This is a genomic window from Microcoleus sp. SVA1B4 (genome assembly GCF_036700545.1).
GTDB lineage: Bacteria > Cyanobacteriota > Cyanobacteriia > Cyanobacteriales > Microcoleaceae > Microcoleus.
In genome coordinates, this window is the sequence record NZ_JAUBPB010000083.1 from 11,093 (window position 1) to 27,875 (window position 16,783).

The 16,783-nt window shown below is 48.0% G+C and carries 15 protein-coding genes and 1 pseudogene; 9 read left to right on the top strand and 7 right to left on the bottom strand.

All coding sequences use genetic code 11. The annotated features are described in order from the left end of the window. Nucleotides 1-132: 132 nt before the first annotated feature. The 3 genes from secG to QT987_RS26285 all read right to left on the bottom strand — a co-directional run bounded on the left by secG (nucleotide 133) and on the right by QT987_RS26285 (nucleotide 3,570). Nucleotides 133-372, bottom strand: coding sequence for a preprotein translocase subunit SecG (gene secG, locus QT987_RS26275; protein ID WP_190659521.1), 240 nt, complete (start codon nucleotides 370-372; stop codon nucleotides 133-135). A 474-nt stretch (nucleotides 373-846) separates the two neighbouring features. Further along, nucleotides 847-2,445, bottom strand: a complete 1,599-nt coding sequence (gene gpmI, locus QT987_RS26280; RefSeq protein ID WP_333246093.1) for a 2,3-bisphosphoglycerate-independent phosphoglycerate mutase — start codon at nucleotides 2,443-2,445, stop codon at nucleotides 847-849. A gap of 429 nt (nucleotides 2,446-2,874) precedes the next feature. Further along, entirely contained in the window at nucleotides 2,875-3,570 is a 696-nt protein-coding gene (locus tag QT987_RS26285; RefSeq protein WP_333246095.1) for a retropepsin-like aspartic protease, read from the bottom strand. A 201-nt stretch (nucleotides 3,571-3,771) separates the two neighbouring features. Here QT987_RS26285 and QT987_RS26290 point away from each other — a divergent pair, with 201 nt between their 5' ends. The 4 genes from QT987_RS26290 (at nucleotide 3,772) to QT987_RS26305 (ending at nucleotide 7,820) form a co-directional block, all read left to right on the top strand. Further along, on the top strand, nucleotides 3,772-5,286 hold the full coding sequence (locus QT987_RS26290) for a hypothetical protein (protein ID WP_333246097.1): 1,515 nt from the start codon (nucleotides 3,772-3,774) through the stop codon (nucleotides 5,284-5,286). Nucleotides 5,287-5,469: 183 nt separating this feature from the next. After that, nucleotides 5,470-6,210, top strand: coding sequence for an MORN motif-containing protein (locus QT987_RS26295; RefSeq protein ID WP_333057631.1), 741 nt, complete (start codon nucleotides 5,470-5,472; stop codon nucleotides 6,208-6,210). A 105-nt stretch (nucleotides 6,211-6,315) separates the two neighbouring features. Beyond that, on the top strand, nucleotides 6,316-7,029 hold the full coding sequence (locus tag QT987_RS26300; RefSeq protein ID WP_333057632.1) for an MORN motif-containing protein: 714 nt from the start codon (nucleotides 6,316-6,318) through the stop codon (nucleotides 7,027-7,029). 170 nt (nucleotides 7,030-7,199) lie between these two features. Further along, the gene (locus QT987_RS26305) at nucleotides 7,200-7,820 is read left to right on the top strand and encodes a DUF6391 domain-containing protein (protein ID WP_333057633.1); all 621 of its coding nucleotides are present in this window, start codon (nucleotides 7,200-7,202) and stop codon (nucleotides 7,818-7,820) included. An 84-nt stretch (nucleotides 7,821-7,904) separates the two neighbouring features. Here the strand turns inward: QT987_RS26305 and QT987_RS26310 are convergent, their stop codons facing one another. Continuing rightward, nucleotides 7,905-8,654, bottom strand: coding sequence for a Uma2 family endonuclease (locus QT987_RS26310; RefSeq protein ID WP_333246099.1), 750 nt, complete (start codon nucleotides 8,652-8,654; stop codon nucleotides 7,905-7,907). Nucleotides 8,655-8,848: 194 nt separating this feature from the next. Here QT987_RS26310 and cax point away from each other — a divergent pair, with 194 nt between their 5' ends. Then, nucleotides 8,849-9,949, top strand: coding sequence for a calcium/proton exchanger (gene cax, locus QT987_RS26315; RefSeq protein ID WP_333246111.1), 1,101 nt, complete (start codon nucleotides 8,849-8,851; stop codon nucleotides 9,947-9,949). Nucleotides 9,950-10,240: 291 nt separating this feature from the next. On the opposite strand, the gene QT987_RS26320 is transcribed toward cax, so the two are convergent. Further along, complete coding sequence (locus tag QT987_RS26320; protein ID WP_333246101.1) at nucleotides 10,241-10,864, bottom strand: hypothetical protein; 624 nt, start codon at nucleotides 10,862-10,864, stop codon at nucleotides 10,241-10,243. Nucleotides 10,865-11,060: 196 nt separating this feature from the next. Then, nucleotides 11,061-12,725 (bottom strand): DUF655 domain-containing protein, encoded by a 1,665-nt coding sequence (locus QT987_RS26325; protein ID WP_333246103.1) that lies wholly within the window; start codon nucleotides 12,723-12,725, stop codon nucleotides 11,061-11,063. 191 nt (nucleotides 12,726-12,916) lie between these two features. Between QT987_RS26325 and QT987_RS26330 the strand changes: the two genes are divergently transcribed. The 4 genes from QT987_RS26330 (at nucleotide 12,917) to QT987_RS26345 (ending at nucleotide 16,292) form a co-directional block, all read left to right on the top strand. Then, the gene (locus QT987_RS26330; protein ID WP_333057640.1) at nucleotides 12,917-13,318 is read left to right on the top strand and encodes a DUF7682 family zinc-binding protein; all 402 of its coding nucleotides are present in this window, start codon (nucleotides 12,917-12,919) and stop codon (nucleotides 13,316-13,318) included. A gap of 87 nt (nucleotides 13,319-13,405) precedes the next feature. Further along, entirely contained in the window at nucleotides 13,406-14,578 is a 1,173-nt protein-coding gene (locus QT987_RS26335) for a cysteine desulfurase family protein (protein WP_333246105.1), read from the top strand. 96 nt (nucleotides 14,579-14,674) lie between these two features. Next, nucleotides 14,675-15,475 (top strand): Uma2 family endonuclease, encoded by an 801-nt coding sequence (locus QT987_RS26340; RefSeq protein WP_333246107.1) that lies wholly within the window; start codon nucleotides 14,675-14,677, stop codon nucleotides 15,473-15,475. 172 nt (nucleotides 15,476-15,647) lie between these two features. Continuing rightward, the gene (locus tag QT987_RS26345; RefSeq protein WP_333246109.1) at nucleotides 15,648-16,292 is read left to right on the top strand and encodes a hypothetical protein; all 645 of its coding nucleotides are present in this window, start codon (nucleotides 15,648-15,650) and stop codon (nucleotides 16,290-16,292) included. Nucleotides 16,293-16,341: 49 nt separating this feature from the next. Here the strand turns inward: QT987_RS26345 and QT987_RS26350 are convergent. Further along, nucleotides 16,342-16,783 (bottom strand): annotated as a pseudogene (locus tag QT987_RS26350) (thiamine-phosphate kinase); the annotation flags it as partial.

Consider the following 16,783-nt stretch of genomic DNA (forward strand, 5'->3'; position numbering starts at 1 on the left):
GGGCGTCTCGCCCGTGAACTAATGTGGCACGGGCGTCTCGCCCGTGAACTAATGTGGCACGGGCGTCTCGCCCGTGAACTAATGTGGCACGGGCGTCTCGCCCGTGAGCTAATGTGGTTAAAAATCCAAATCTTATAACTTAGGCGCCAACCAACCAGCACTCAAAATCACAGTCAAACCCATAAAAACAATAGACAGACCCCAAGTAATGCGGTTCAGACTCGTTTCTGCACTCTTGGCGCTGGTAAACAATTGAGCCTGTCCGCCAATCCCTCCAATACCATCGCCTTTAGGACTGTGCAGCAACACAAAAATCACCAGTCCTAAAGCAGACAAAGACCAGATAACTTGTAAAACAGAAACAATATTCATAATGTGGGGTAATTGGTAATTAGTAATCGGTAATTTATTATGATATCAAATTTGGTCGATCGCACACAATTTATGCAGAGACACTCCAAGAGCCCTTCTTCGTGTCAACTTAACGTCAAACCCGCAGTCCGGCAGGGAATTCATTCCCTGCCTCAAAGCCAAAGTCCTCTTAAGAGGACTGAAAAGAAGAATTTTGGTACTGCTGAATCCAAGTATGATTTTGCCTGATGGGGTAATTCTAAGTGCTTACGCTGTCAGCGGTGGGGCAACCACGGGGGGATTGCCCCTACAAATTTCATACCCCAATTCAGCAACGCCGAATTTTTAAACTCATTAGTCCTCTTGAGAGGACTTTCGCTATTAGACAGGGAATTCATTCCCTGGCGGACTACCGGATGGGCGGGAGGACTGGGCGGATTACAGCTTAAGTTGACACCAATGCACGGCGCCTTTGTCCCTACTGCTGCGTCCCTACTACAATCGAACTCGCACCGGAGTACGATTAGCACGAACTTCAAACTCAGGCGATCGTATCATAGAGCGTCCCGTCATCTCCGGGGGCTGAGGCAACCTCAACAGCTCCAGAATCGTCGGCGCAATATCCGCCAAACAACCATCCGCCCTCAGAGGAACATCCGTCCCGTGACCCGGAATCTTCCGACCTTCACCCTCTACCAGAATAAACGGCACTGGGTTAGTAGTGTGAGCCGTCCACGGATTCCCGTCCTCGTCAAACATCTGCTCAGCATTTCCGTGGTCAGCAATAATAATTGCCGTTCCCCCAGCTTTACTAATGGCGCTCACCAGCCGCCCCAAACATTTATCCACAGTTTCGATCGCAACTATCGTCGCATCCATCATCCCCGTATGACCAACCATATCCGGGTTAGCGTAGTTAATCACCATAAACGAATAGATGCCTCTTTCCAAAGCCGTCACCACCCCATCCGTCACCAACTCCGCCGACATCTGGGGCGCCTCATCGTAAGTCCCCACCATCGGACTCTGCACCAACTCCCGGTGTTCCCCGATAAAAGGCTCTTCCAGACCCCCATTAAAAAAATAAGTCACATGAGCGTACTTTTCAGTTTCCGCCGTCCGCAACTGCTGCAAACCGTGCTTAGAAATCACCTCGCCCAGAATATTGTTCAAATTCTGCGGTTCAAAAGCCACCATTACCGAAAGTTTCGGGTCGTACTGAGTAAAAGTCGCAAACGCCAGCGGCTCAATTAACTGCCGTTCAAACCCCTTAAAATCGGGAGATACAAAAGCCTGAGTCAATTCTCTAGCCCTGTCCGGGCGAAAATTAAAGAAAATTACCCCATCCCCGGATGCCACCGCCCCCGGAGAAATCCGAGTCGGAGCTGCAAACTCGTCGGTCACTCCTTCAGCATAAGATGCCTGCAACACATCAACAGCCGATCGACCGTCAGGCGCACCCTCAGTCGTCATCACCTCGTAAGCGCGCTGCACCCGATCCCAGCGCTTGTCCCTGTCCATCGCGTAGTAGCGACCACTAATGGTCGCAATCCGACCGACCCCGACCTCTGCGATATAACTTTCAATCTTGCCTAGAGCTTCGACACCCTCTTTCGGAGTAGTATCACGGCCGTCTGTAATCGCGTGAATGCAAACATCAGAAATTCCCTGTGCCTTTGCTAATTGCAGCAAACCCTTAATATGACTGAGATGGGAATGAACCCCACCTTCAGAACAAAGACCAGTTAGGTGCAACTTGCCGCCCGTGGCGCGGACTTTCTCGCAAAGCCCAACCAGCGCGCGGTTGTCCAGCAAAGAACCATCTTCCACTGCATCCGAAATCCGCACCAACTCTTGAGGAACGACGCGGCCCGCGCCCAGATTCAAGTGACCAACCTCTGAGTTACCCATTTGCCCGTCTGGCAGCCCTACCGCCCGGCCCGATGTTTTAATCAGAGTTCTGGGATAAGCGGCCCAGAGACTGTCCATCACGGGTGTTTTCGCAGCGGCGATCGCATTTCCGTCTTTTTCTTCACGATAACCCCAGCCGTCTAGAATAATCAGCACTACAGGAGATACAGACGCTTGTGCCATGCGAATACCTTATTTACAATAGTTAATTTCTCGATCGTCATGATTTCCGATTTGGCGGAACATCTGCCGCTAATCAGTTTACATATTTTTTAGGCTCCGGCTGAACAAAGACAACCAAAATTCCCTCAACCACAGCATTTTGGGAACTTATTTCGACCTGCTTGGCGAATTGTTTAATTGATTGCCTTGGCTTGTAGTGTGAATCGTTGTCGGAGACTGTTACCGATCTCACCAACAGCAGCCCTGCTTTTGTGGCCGGATTTCACGGATAGTTTAACCGTCGGTGGCTCTTTAAACACTAAGAACCATACCACACTTGGTTGCATTTTGCTACCGCCTCAACCAATAAATTTAAAAGCCTTGACCGGGTTGCGAATAACTGTAAAGGACACGAGTTGAGCAAAAATCGGTTTCCGACTCAGCTCACTTTCAGCGGACATAAAATTCTACAACATCTTTTTTAATTTTGACATCGTAATTGCCAAAGAAATCGTGACCGAGCAGACCTATTGGCATTTGTTTGGCGATCGCCACTTCGACATTTTGGATCACAGCACCGCCAACCCGAATCGATCGCACTAGACCGATCGGGAACTCGACAACGCTACCGTCAGCGATCCCCGCTCTGATGGTACGCACCGGCCTCACTCCCAGTGCAGTAGCCATCCGCTGAGAAATCAAAGTGCCGCTCGCCCCGGTATCGAGAATCATCTCAAAAGTCTTGTTGCCGTTAAATACCACATCAATCACCGGCGTCCCGCCAGCGCGACGCTTGATTTTAGCTTGAAATACCTGTGGATTCCCCCGTGGCTTAGCCGGTTGATTTGCTGGGGGTTTGGCACCAGGATTTGACGGGTTCCAAAACTGAGAGTACAATTTGCCAGTTGTGAATCCCGATTCCGTGATAGTCCGATTCCCTACCCTTCGGGAACCCCTGCGGGGAACGGGATAGCTGCGCCGCGCGTGCTGCTGGGAACTCACATCGGGCACCAATGTCATCACCTGAGTTTCTGGCTGATGTGAATCAGAATGCACCTCGCCACCCCCCACCGATCCCAGACCAACCAAAACGCTCGCACAAACCAAGCCCGATCGCCAAATTCGCTTGAGAATCACTTTTGCCATTATCTAAATACCTTAATTAATTCAATATGTCGAACAACGACCGCCACTGATATCCTAACCCGCTCCCAAAAACCGATCGCCCGATCCCCAGATCAGAATCATCAGGGAAACTTGGCAATTTTCAAGCGATCGCATAACATCGAAACACAGATAAACTTATAAACGGCAACAGGCTGTAATTGCAGAGCCTTGTTGGAAATCTTGAAATTAAGGATTTGGTGGCGATCGGCAATGCACAAACTTTTATATTTTGCGACTATAGGACTACTAGCTTTCTCGATCGGAGGATGCGGTGGCGACGAGGCCAACAACATAGTCAGCCCCAGCCCCAGCCCCATTGCAGTCTCTCCATCTCCGGCAGCCACTGCCAGCCCTACCCCACCAGCTCAGGCTTTCCCGTCCCCAATAGTAGCCGCCCAGCCTCCTGGGTTAATTCGATCGACCAACCCAGACGAACGAGCAAGACAGGCTCAAACAAATATCGGCGACAACAATGACAGGAATCCCACGCTTCCGCTTCAGCCGGTGCCCCAAGGCCCTGTGACAGCTAATCCTTCTCAGTTAGATCCCTTTGGGCCGCTCCCGCCGATCGTATTACAAATCCCTCCAGGAGCCAACGGAGCGGGTGGGACAACCTCAGAACTCCCCAAACTGCCACAGCGACAAGTGGCCGTGCTACCCGAACTTCCCGAGTTATTGGCTCCGCCCCCAATTAACAGGCCTAATCAGACGGTTGCTCTCACCAGCCCACCCAGGGGCGATCGAGCCGGCACTCAGCAAGTACCAGGTAGAACGCGAGGCTCTTTACTTCCCGGAGGTGATGGGGGGCAAATTGGCTCGCCTCCCATAGTTCCAGGGGGAACTCCTCCTCGCTTAGGTGGCGGTGGCAGAAATGGTTCCTTACCCGGAGGCACCGGGGGACAAATTGGCTCGCCGCCCCTAGTTCCAGGGGGAACTCCTCCTCGCTTAGGTGGCGGTGGCAGAAATGGTTCCTTACCCGGAGGCACCGGGGGACAAATTGGCTCGCCTCCCATAGTTCCGGGGCTAAATGCTCCTCAGTTAGGTCGTACTCGTACATCCCCGCCTGGACTCGAACCAATAGCAGCCAGACCCATAGGAGTGCCGGATCTGCCGGAACTGCCAGTAGACAAGCGCCCCCCCCAATGGAGAGACCCCAATGCCAGGGTAGCAAGAGGTCCTGGAACTGCGCCAATAGGAGGTAGAACCCAAGATGCGCGGAATCGGCCGACTCCCCGTCCAGCACCCCCACGCCCGCCCCAACCCATAGCAGCGAGACCCATAGGAGTGCCGGATCTGCCGGAACTGCCAGTAGACAAGCGCCCGCCCCAGTGGGTAGACCCAAATCCGCCCCCACCTCCCGTCATCCCAGTAGTTCCGCCACCGCCTTCTACTGACCTCGCTACAGGCACTGAAGTCAGCGGGGTGGTAAAAGTCGGGAACGAGACGCAAGTGATTGTCAAAGTACCGAATGAACCAACTAGCCGATATGTCAAAGTCGGGCAGCGGTTGTCTAACGGGCAAGTTCTGGTGAAGCGGGTCGATCTCAAGCAAGGAGCCGATCCGATCGTGATTCTGGAGGAAAACGGCGTTGAGGTAGCCAAAGGTGTGGGCGAAAAACCCCCCAGTCGCCAACCACAACCAGCCAATGCAGTTATTAGCCGTCTCCCAAATCCGAATAGCTCAGCGCGACGCTGAAAATTGACAGTAAAGCAGGAAAAATGCTAAAGGCAAAAATTAGAGTTTTTGCCTTTTTGCATTTAGGGCAGATATCGAACCTGAAGGTAAAATTAGTAAAGGGATTAAAAAATAGAGGACTTTTCAGCAAGTATTAGCTTCTAGAAAATCCCTATTAGTAATTGAAGTTAAAGGAGATCGATCATGCTCAGTTCAATTCAAAAATTAGGGATGGTGATATTAGTTGCTTCTTGTATCGGCAGCGCCACTAATCTCTTGAATCCCCAGCCATCAATAGCTCAACCAGCACCAGAAGAAGGAAAACGCTCTCCCTTCTGCCAGGGAAACCCTCCTACGGGAAGAGTAAAATGCAATTACGAGGGAGGCGATAACTACGAGGGAAACTTCGTCAACGGCCTGCCCGACGGCACTGGAGTCTACGTGTACGCTAATGGCGATCGCTACGAAGGAAATTTTCGGAATGGAGTGCCAAACGGTAGAGGGACATTCATTTTTAAAGATGATGCCCGCTACACAGGCGTGTTCCAAGACGGCACAATGAGATCTGGGACGGTCGTTTTCCCCAACGGCGAGCGCTACGTCGGAGACTTCGCAGTCGTCAGGAACGTTCAGACTGATGCCATTAGCAGCCAACCATCAGGGCGGGGTCAATTTTTTTATACCAATGGCGATCGCTATGAAGGACAATTCTTTGCAGGCTCACCCTTTGGCCCTGGGGTATTGGTGCGGGTAGACGGCACTCGCTGTTCCGGCAGATTTTTTAATCAAGAACTAGACGCTAGTGTCACCTGCACTTTCCCCAACGGTACGCGCTATGAAGGAGAATTGCGAAAGGGAGTGCCTCACGGTGTGGGAACGATGATAGATGCTAGAGGTAGGCGCTTTCCGGGGGTATTTCGCAACGGCAAGCCCGGAGTTTCGTAAAGGATAAATGATTGAGCTTTTCAGTCAAGTTTTGACAACAAATGGGACAAAAGACAAAGGACAGAAGAAGATAATATCTAACAGCGCATAGGAGCAAGTTGATTGATGATTTCCCGTTCTTGGACCAGTGGAATCGCTTTATTAGTTGCATCAGTGTTGGGAATTGGTAGTTACGCTACTTATCCCTTGCCCTCAATGGCGCAAGGAACAGAAGCTAGAACCGGCCGCTGCGTGCCAGCTATCGCTACAGGTAGAGTTAGGTGCGATTATGACAGCGGTGATAGCTACATCGGACAGTTCGTTAACGGTTTGCCCAGCGGCACTGGGGTATACATATATTCCAACGGCGATCGCTATGAGGGGCAGTTCCGTCTGGGCAAACCAAATGGCCGAGGACAATTTATATTTAAGGACGACGCCCGCGTCGAGGGTATATTCCGAGATGGCAAAGTTAGTTCCGGCACAGCTATTTTTACTAATGGCGATCGCTATGTGGGGTCGTTTTCTCTCGATCAAAAAGTAGGCGTGCCTACGGGACAAGGGCAATTCATTTTTGCCAATGGCGATCGCTTTGTGGGTCAATTTTTAGGGGGCAAGCCTTTAGGTACGGGAGCGTTCACCCGCGCTGACGGCAGTCGGTGTTCGGGACAGTTCTATACTCAAGAACTTGATGGCAGGGGTAACTGTTCGTTCTCCAACGGTATCCGCTATGAGGGAGAGTTACGCAAGGGATTGCCTCACGGCAAAGGCACAATTATCGATACCAGAGGCCGGCGAATTCCGGGAGTATTTCGCGACGGGCAGCGGCTAGAGCAATAAACTGGGAATATTTGTTAGTAAGGGCAGGTTGATGGCTAATATTTTTTGCACAAAACCTGCCATTGCTAGGTTTTAAAGCCACAACTATTGATAATGTATGACCGGCTTTTTCTCAACCGAATTGCTAATTTTAAATATCCACTTAATCGAGTTAATGGAGGCGTTTTGATATGACAACTACTGCTTCTGCTTCCGGCCGCACCGGCCAATTTCCCTTCGACTTTGCCCCGCAGCGGACTCAAGATGCTGATTTGTTGCGACAACTCAATTTTGTGCCCGGTTTGAAGGAAGTCTTGACTTTGCGCCAAGTTCATGCTTTGGAACACGCTACTGTTTGGGTACTAAGCCAATCGTTTGGTGCGACCACAGCAAGAGCCGATAATGAGTTATTGGGCGGAATGTCCACAGACCAAGGGTTTTTTCTTTATGGGCACGTTAACATTGCACAGTTGCGTCAGGCAGTGCGCGAGGCTTTGCACCGGATTGCCAGCGGAGAGTGGGATTTAGCTGTACATCCCCGCTGTGGCACGAATTTGTCGGTGGCAATGCTGCTAACGGCAGGACTTGCTGTTGGCATCAATTTAGCCCTGCCTCGCGGGCCCATTCTGCAACTGTTCGGTTTGGGTGCTGCGGCGGCGGCTGCGGCTCAGTTAGCTCCTGATGTGGGAGCTCTGGCTCAGCGGTACGTGACAACTGCTATTCCGTTTAATTTGAGTGTGGTTGATATTACTGTAAGTCACGACTTCTGGGGACGCGAAGCTCATTTTGTGCGGGTGCGTTGGGTTGAATAGTTGCACAGTATCAAGCCCACCTCAACCAACAGAATACCCAGAGCCCCGACTTTTTTAAGAATTCGGGGCTCTGACAGAAAGCTCCTAAATACGATCGGGATCTACTCCTAATTCTCGCAACCTCGCCGCCAATCTTTCAGCCCGTTGGCGCTGCTCATCAGCTTGCTGCTCAAGTTCCTGGAACCGAGCTTGTTCTGCTTTAATCAACCCTTCAACTAATGGCGGAGACAGTATTTCATTCACTGATAATGTCAGATTTGGAAAGACTACAGACACCATTTGTTGCCCCGGCACAAAATCTGTTTGTGTATAGATGTCTTCACCTTCAGGAAAGGCTAAAACTCGCACCAGTTCTTTGTTAGGTGTAGGGTCAACAATTACATATTCGGGGACGTTACCTAGTTCGTACTCAGCTCGTTTAATCACATAATCGGCGCGCCGATTTTGACTCACTACCTCTATCACTAACAGCGGCTTTTCCTCAAAATCGAGGATACCAGCACCTGGTCTAGCACCAGCTTGTTCCAAAAGACTTTGAGTGCAAACAACTACATCAGGAATCCGAGATGTATCTTCTTCTGTTCTCACTCCTAAACCTGTTTTTGCTACTAAGTCAAGATTGTGTTCCGCTAGGTAACGCTGCAATTTGTAAACTAAATACTCGCAAATTTTGATATGTAAAACTGTGGCGGTTGGCATCGGAATTAATTTGCCTTTGTACAGTTCATATTGTAGATCGGAATCAGTTTGATAAAATCGGTATTCTTCAAAGGTCAAGGTGGGTGAAGTATCAATTTGCTTTGATTCAACAACTGGCACTACAGATTGAGACATATCTTTTCACCGATGTCGATATCATTCTATTATATTCAATCTGCCTCGCTCTGGGTGCATTTGCGGTTAAATATTTCCAATTATCGATCGCACTTGCCGCCAGAATTGTCAGAGAATAGTTGAATAGTGTAAAATCAACTTTGCGATCGCCCCGACAACTCGACATCACCCTTCCTTACACCATCCGAGTTCCTATGTCAATCAAAAAGATTCTTTCCATAGCGCTGTTAATTTTCATCCCCATTTCCATCGCCGCTGAGTATTTGCACTGGGGTTCCCTTGCAGTTTTCATCACATCCGCTTTAGGCATTATACCTCTGGCGATTTGGTTGAGCACAGCAACAGAAGAAGTGGCGATCGTTACAGGCCCCTCCATAGGCGGCTTATTAAATGCAGTCTTCGGCAATGCTACGGAATTAATTATTGCAATAGTTGCCCTGAAAGCCGGCTTAATTGACATTGTGAAAGCCAGCATAACCGGTACAATTATCAGCAACTTGCTCTTAGTCATGGGATTTTCCATGCTGTTAGGAGGAATCCGCTACAAAGAACAAGAATTTAAGCCAATAATCGCGCGGGTGAACGGTTCCACAATGACTCTAGCAGTGATTGCCATCCTGCTGCCGACAATGGTAATTTATACCTCCAATGGAGTCGAACCCGCAGCCATTCAGAATCTTTCGTTAATAACTGCGATCGTCCTAATTGCAGTTTACGCTTTAACTCTGCTATTTTCATTAAAAACTCATAGCTATCTTTACGATGTTGGCTTAGTAGAACTAGAGTCAGAAAATTCTCAAAATACCAAAGAGGAATCTACTACACACAAACCGAATTTATGGTTGTGGATAGGGGTGCTAGTTGCCTCAACTGTTGCCGTTGCTTTTGAATCAGAAATTTTCGTCGGTGTTGTCGAAGAAACTACCAAAGGATTGGGATTAACGCCCCTATTTACAGGGGTAATTCTGTTGCCGATTGTTGGCGGCGCGGCCGAATATGTAACTGCGGTGGGAGTGGCGATGAAAAACAATATGGATTTGTCAGTTTCTGTCGCAATGGGTTCGAGTTTGCTAGTTGCTTTGCTGGTAGCGCCGGTGTTGGTGATTATCGGATTAGTTATTCATCAGCCGATGGATTTAAACTTCAATCCGTTTGAAGTAGTTGCAGTTGCCATCGCAGTGACAATTGCTAATCTAATTAGTCTCGACGGGCGCTCTAATTGGCTCGAAGGAGTGCTGCTTTTAGCAACATATATCGTGTTAGGAGCAGCATTTTACTTTCACCCAATTACTTGAACCAACAATTTTATTGGAGGGGCAATCGCCCGTGGTTGCCCAGGGCGGTTTCGTTCTCACGAAAATCAGGCTTTTGACTCTTGTAGTGCCAAGAATGCCTAGCCCCCACAGACGATTTCACAGGCGTTTGGGACATGGGGGCAGCCACGGGGGGCAGCCCCTACAAGAGAATGAAACAGCGCTGCGTGGTTGCCCCTATTCCGTGGAAAATAACTTATCTTGTTTCTGGTTTGTTATTCCTCTTTGTCTTCTGGCCTTAATTAAATAAAATAATTTTTGGACAGAAAGTAGTTAGGGACAGCGACATTGTTGAACAGGAAAACACTCTTGTCTGCAACTTCTTTTTCTGCCTTTACGATCGCGACAATCAGAAGTATCCCGACATTCTACCCGATCTTGACAAATTTGCTGACGGGGAAAAGTACCTAAGTTTTGTATAGAAACTTCAGCCGTAAGCGCACCCTGTTCTATAACTTGGTCATTTTCTTTGATTTCATAGAGAAACTTATTTTCTCCCTCTAAAACCGAAAAAGTTCTTGTTTTGTGACTGTTACCCAACTTAAATCCAAAATCCTCGGAAAACTCACCTTTGTTGTAACCTCGGTTTGTGTAGGGATAGGGGTTAGTTTCCATGCCATCTGTCACATTTTTAATCATTACCCTTCTGTTAGGGCCGGGAGGAGTTTTGCTGGAGACAAATCGAGCGCTTTGCGAATCAGGGGAGAAGACAGTACCGGCACAGGGGCCTACATATTCAGTGCGCTTAAATTGAATTAAATTAATATTAAAAGCGTTTTCGTTTTTGACCCTAAATTGTGCTTCGCTACTCTGCTGGGCGCTGACTGTGAAAGCTGCTAGCGTCAAAAAAATTGCCCCCATAAAAATAGCTAAAAATTTGATTTGTGGCCTCCCCATAACAAATCTGGCGTGTTCCATCTCTCTCTACCTCTCAGGTGAATAGATAGCATTTTGTTTAGAAGTTATTTTAACTTGAGAGCTGATGTGTTGTCAAAGTAGATAGTGTAGGTTGGGTTGAGGAACGAAACCCAACATCCAATTAATGAGTGTTGGGTTTCGTTCCTCAACCCAACCTACAGGAGTACGAACGTAACTACCAAGTTACTCGATCGCGCCATCTCTCTAAAATCTTGTCCCCAATGCCCTGAACCCGTGCCACGTCGTCCAAAGAGGTAAAAGGTTGCTGTTGTCGCGCTGCAATAATTCTCTCGGCTAACTTCGGGCCAACCCCAGGCAAAGTTTCTAATTCTTCCTGACTCGCTGCATTCAAATTAACTAACTTTTTTCCGGCAGCAATTTGAGGTTTAGCACTCGCAGATTTTGATGCTGCTTGTAGTGAATCGCACTCTTTTTTCTTAGCATCAATTCTCTGTTTGATTCGGGCGGGAATTCCCAAGGTTGCACCTTTGTAAAGCCGATCGAACTCCCGCTCAAAATGGGCCGCAACTGTCGGATTATCGATCGCCAGCAGCGCCTCGTCATTCCCGTGATTTGCCGCCTCACTCCAGTTGTGAGAACCTGTAAGCACCGTTTTGCCGTCCACAACGCCGAATTTGTGGTGCAGGCGATCGCCCATTGGTAACAGCGGCACTCCCACCGTAGTCAGCGGCTTTCTCCAAGGGCGATTGTCAGTTTCTAACTTGCAATCTTGCATCAAAGTCGCACCCATCATATCCAACCCTTCACTGTAAGAGCGATAAATAAAATTAGAGTCAATTAAAGCTCGCACCGCAACTCCCCGGCTAGCTTGAATTTCCAAAGTATTTGACAACCGCTGAGCCGAAAATACAAACAATGCCAAATCAACCGACTTTTTCGCACTACCCAAAGTTCGATTTATCAAACCGTTGACACTGTTTTCCCAAGGCAAAGTCTGGGAAATCGGCGAAAATTGCACCGCCACTGTCGCATTCCCTACTCTTACTTTTTGCACTTGACGCAACGGCTTTTTGATGCCAAACTTGCTGTCCGGTTTGCCTCCGGGCCCGTCGCCCCACATGATGTTAAATTCTTGAGTAAATAGTTGCGCTATTTGAGCATTTTCAATTTTCAGCAAATTGTTCGCATTGCCGCGACTTTCTGGTGTCTTGAAATCGCCATGTATATCGCTTGTGGTAAAATTAGCAGAAGTGACGATTACGGTTTTGCCGTCAATTACCACAAATTTGTGGTGCATCAAACCGCTGCCTTTACTGCCGTCAGCAGTATCGTCAATTACAGGAATACCCGCATCTTTGACAATTACCAAAGCATCATTTTGCTTGATTTCATCGGCGCTTAATTTACCGTCTTTATTGCGATCGGCAAGTTGCACAAATTCGTTATAACGATCGCGCTCTCTTTCCGGTAATTTCGCCAACTCCTGAGCTGTAAAATCGCTCCAAGGGCGACTATACATATGTTCGACAATTAATCTCACTTTAATTCCCGATCGCCCTCGATCGGCCAAAACCCTCGCAATACCGGGCAAGCGAAACTCCTGAACCGCAACATCTACCGTCGATCCAGCACTAGCGATCGCCACAGCAATCAAGTTTTCTAAATCATCTCCAGGTCTAGTTTGCTGGCGGTAAGGCTCTGTATAACTCGAAGCGATCGACTGATTGAAGTATACTTGCAACAAGGGGTCTTGAGGCAATGGAGCCAGACTGAGAGGTAAATTCTGCACGTCTTGCTTTGTTTGTCCGCAGCCCGCCAGATTGATCGCCACCAGCCCAGCACAACAGAAACCGAGTAAATGATAATACAATACAGCCACAAAATTTTAATAAATATAGAGGTTATTAGCCTTCTCACAGTTCAAAGCTATTGGATCAAGTAAAGTTACAACCTATTAAATTTATGCAAGGGAACAGATTTTGCGTCTTGTAGAACTGCCTCGATGCCGGAAGCATCACTGGTAAGGTAGCAGCATTCAGGGGCGTGGGTCAAACCCTATACCGCTGCTTTATGGCTAAAAGAAAAAGAATTTTTCCGTGCGGTCACAAAGGATATGGTAAAGCGTGCCATCGCTGCACGCAAGAGTTGGTGGCGCAGCAGCATTACGTTGAAGTCCTGACACAAAAACAAACCAAAAAACAAGAGAGGGAAGCATCATTTGCTAGAGATATCATCGATCTCAGAGGTCTGCCCGACCACGTAGTCACTAAAGCCCGAACAATTATAGCAGCTTTGGGCGAAAATAAGAATTACAGAGATTTCGGCGGCAAACGCCTGCGTCACAACCGTTTGATAATCAGTATTCCTGTAACTCGCAACTACAGAATGCTTTGTGAAGATTGCGGCACTTTCTTAACTCCCCAAAAAGTTTTGTCCCATGAAGACTACAACGTCTGCAAACCAGGAAGTTAGTCATCAGTTATTGGTTTTATTGGCTATTGGTAGCCACTCACAACAGTCAACAGTCAACAGTCAACATTCATTAATTAGTTATTTATCATGCAAATTTACCTCGACTATAGCGCCACAACACCCGCCCGCCCAGAAGCGATTCAAGCCATGCAAACAGCCCTTACTCAGCAGTGGGGAAATCCTTCCAGCTTGCACGAGTGGGGACAAAGGGCGGCGACAGCTTTAGAATTAGCAAGAATGCAGGTTGCTAGCTTGATTAACGCGCTACCGGAATCGATGATTTTTACTTCCGGCGGCACTGAAGCGGACAATTTGGCAATTATGGGAATTGCCCGTCTTTATACCAAGCCGCAGCATATTATTATCTCCAGCGTAGAACATTCCGCAGTAGCAGAACCCGCGCGACAACTCGAACAGTTGGGATGGGAAGTGACGCGCCTACCAGTTGATAAATTGGGGCGAATTCACCCTTTGGATTTGCAAGAGTCGCTGCGATCGAATACAGTGTTAATTTCCATCATTTACGGACAAAGCGAAGTTGGCACGCTGCAACCAATTGAGGCATTAGGACAAATTGCGCGCGATCGCAATATCATGTTTCATACCGATGCAGTTCAAGTTGCCGGCAAGCTGCAAGTTGACGTGCAGAAACTGCCCGTAGACTTGCTTTCGGTTTCCAGTCACAAACTTTACGGGCCACAAGGTGCGGGGGCGCTTTATGTGCGTCCGGGAGTAGAATTAGTGCCAATGTTAGGCGGTGGTGGTCAAGAATTGAAACTGCGTTCTGGGACGCCCGCAGTGCCGATAATTGTCGGTTTTGGGGTGGCGGCGGAGTTAGCATTGCAGGAAATAGATGTGGAAACACCGAGGTTAATTGCATTGCGCGATCGACTTTTTGACCGATTATCCCACGTACCCAGTTTAGTACCAACGGGCGATCGATATTGTCGGCTGCCACACCACGTCAGTTTTTGCATTGTTTCTCCCGACGGCGACACAGGAGTAGTGACGGGTAAAACTTTAGTGCGACAGCTAAACTTAGCAGGAATTGGCATTAGTTCCGGTTCTGCTTGTAACAGCGGCAAACTGACTCCGAGTCCGATATTATTGGCAATGGGATATAACAAAACTAAGGCCGTTGGCGGCATTCGCTTGAGTCTGGGACGGGAAACCACAGAAGCTGATATTGATTGGACTGCAAGTGCGATCGAGCAAATTTTGGATAGATTAATGCCCAAGGTAGCATTATCTAGGCGTTAGGAAGGATTCCGATCTTGAAAACACGTTTCCCACAAAAAAGCCGCTTGATATCATTTACACTAAAATAAAATCACCATCTATTTTGGGGAAAAAGCAATGGTTACAAAACTGCAATCTCCCGACAAACAAAATATCATCTACCCCGACGATAACGGCGAACCAATGTCAGATAATACCGAGCAGTTTCGATTAATCGTTTGGATTAAAGAAAATTCTGAACTATTGTTTGCGAATGACCCGAATGTTTTTGTCGCTGGTGACTTGCTTTGGTATCCCGTTGAAGGAAATAATAAACTTTGCCAAGCACCAGATGTGATGGTAGTTTTTGGTAGACCAAAAGGTTATCGTGGTTCCTATCAACAGTGGAATGAAGATAATATTGGGCCACAAGTTGTGTTTGAAATTTGGTCGCCGGGAAATCGGCCCGCTCCGATGATTCAAAAGTTCAAATTTTACGAACGTTATGGTGTGGAAGAATACTATTTGTACGACCCACAAACATTAGAATTAACAGGATGGCAACGTCAAGAGGAAGAATTAGAAGCGATCGAACAAATAGACGGTTGGATCAGTCCCAGACTGGGCGTGCGGTTTCAATTATCTGAAACGGGACTAGAAATGTTCGGCCCTGATGGAGAAGCGTTTATGAGTTTTGTGGAACTCGCTCAATTGCGACGACAGGCCCAAGCGCGGGCTATTGAGGCAGAGCAACAAGCTCAGCAAGCCGAGCAACTGCGACAACAAGCAGAGCAACTGCGACAACAAGCAGAGCAACAAGCTCAGCAAGCAGAGCGACGCGCCAGTGAGACAGAAACTTTGCTGCAACAAGAACGATCGCGATCGCAAGCTTTAGAATCAAGACTCCGAGAAATGGGAATCGATCTAAATCAATTGTAATAGATGATTCGGCGATTGAAACCGCCGAGTCCATTCTTTCTACGCACAACCAAAGAAACCGGGTTTTTTCCAGAATCTTCGCCTGTAACCAAATATTCTCGCAAAAACCCGGTTTCTGGCCACCCACCAAGCATGATAAAATAAATCCCGGTGTTATTCACAACTCCCCACAATGGACGAAACCCGCGCCCAAGCCTATCTGCAATTAATTCACACTCTGCTGAATGCCCCCAAAGGAGACGAACCGCAAATATTACAGGATAACTCAGAATTACTCGATCGCGGATTTCTGGAAACGTGCGAGTTAGTAGCATCAACCTTGGCAGAACAAGGAGGCGAAAACGGCGCTAAATTCCTCCGACATCTAGCCCGTTACCTAGCGCCACTCATCGATATGAACGATGACGTAGATAGCAATAACTCGAAGAGTGAAAATTTCCAAGAGTATGCAAACTTTTTCCTAGAATTATTGCAAGCCGAACAAGATAGCAACGGGGATATAGCAGTAATTTACCCGATGCTGGAAGGGCGACAGCATCTCCTCAATGTCACTTTTGCCGAGACTTTACAGCAAGTGGCGAAAAAGTTAATTGCTGGCGAAAACTCAGAAACAATTAGCTCAATTATCGGTCTTATTGAAAATTTGAGTATTCATATTAGTGAGTTTCCCAGTGGGAATAAAGGGAATAATATTGAAATTGCCATTGCGGGTTATGAAATAGTTTTAAATAATCGGGAACCCGGTAGCGAAAAATGGACGCAAACCCAAAATAATCTGGCTACTGCCTACAATAACAGCAAAAAAACAGGCGGTTGAAACTGCGGCTACACAAACAAAGTCTGCCTCCGCAGACAAGCGAGATAATTCAGAAGTGTTGAAATCCTCGATCGAGCTTTAATACAGTATCAGGATAAATGCCGCTGCTATCAGTCAACCAGATATCAGTGCTATCGGTAGCGCTTCCCACAATCGCGGCTCCATTTCCTATTTTTTCTACCAATAACTGAGCGCTGGTTATTGGCAAAAACAGCACTAACTCGAAGTCTTCTCCGCCGTATAATGCCCAATCTAAAGCTTTTTCGGTTGATACAATTTCTCTGAAAATATCGGGAATTTGTAGTTTTGTGCGATCGACTTTTGCGCCAACACCGCTAGCCCGACAAATTTGAATAATCGCATCAGCTAAACCGTCGCTGCTGTCCATTCCGGCGATTGCAATTGGGGATTGAACCCCCCCCGGCCCCCCCTTAGCAAGGGGGGGAGAATTAACCCCCCCCGGCCCCCCCTTAGCAAGGGGGGGAGAATTA

What these genes read in the sequence shown, in the direction of transcription:
- secG (WP_190659521.1), bottom strand. Translation starts at nt 372, where the DNA reads ATGAATATTGTTTCTGTTTTACAAGTTATCTGGTCTTTGTCTGCTTTA.
- QT987_RS26340 (WP_333246107.1), top strand. Translation starts at nt 14,675, where the DNA reads ATGGTTACAAAACTGCAATCTCCCGACAAACAAAATATCATCTACCCC.
- cax (WP_333246111.1), top strand. Translation starts at nt 8,849, where the DNA reads ATGTCAATCAAAAAGATTCTTTCCATAGCGCTGTTAATTTTCATCCCC.
- QT987_RS26335 (WP_333246105.1), top strand. Translation starts at nt 13,406, where the DNA reads ATGCAAATTTACCTCGACTATAGCGCCACAACACCCGCCCGCCCAGAA.
- QT987_RS26310 (WP_333246099.1), bottom strand. Translation starts at nt 8,654, where the DNA reads ATGTCTCAATCTGTAGTGCCAGTTGTTGAATCAAAGCAAATTGATACT.
- QT987_RS26285 (WP_333246095.1), bottom strand. Translation starts at nt 3,570, where the DNA reads ATGGCAAAAGTGATTCTCAAGCGAATTTGGCGATCGGGCTTGGTTTGT.
- QT987_RS26345 (WP_333246109.1), top strand. Translation starts at nt 15,648, where the DNA reads ATGGACGAAACCCGCGCCCAAGCCTATCTGCAATTAATTCACACTCTG.
- QT987_RS26305 (WP_333057633.1), top strand. Translation starts at nt 7,200, where the DNA reads ATGACAACTACTGCTTCTGCTTCCGGCCGCACCGGCCAATTTCCCTTC.
- QT987_RS26320 (WP_333246101.1), bottom strand. Translation starts at nt 10,864, where the DNA reads ATGGGGAGGCCACAAATCAAATTTTTAGCTATTTTTATGGGGGCAATT.
- QT987_RS26300 (WP_333057632.1), top strand. Translation starts at nt 6,316, where the DNA reads ATGATTTCCCGTTCTTGGACCAGTGGAATCGCTTTATTAGTTGCATCA.
- gpmI (WP_333246093.1), bottom strand. Translation starts at nt 2,445, where the DNA reads ATGGCACAAGCGTCTGTATCTCCTGTAGTGCTGATTATTCTAGACGGC.
- QT987_RS26330 (WP_333057640.1), top strand. Translation starts at nt 12,917, where the DNA reads ATGGCTAAAAGAAAAAGAATTTTTCCGTGCGGTCACAAAGGATATGGT.
- QT987_RS26295 (WP_333057631.1), top strand. Translation starts at nt 5,470, where the DNA reads ATGCTCAGTTCAATTCAAAAATTAGGGATGGTGATATTAGTTGCTTCT.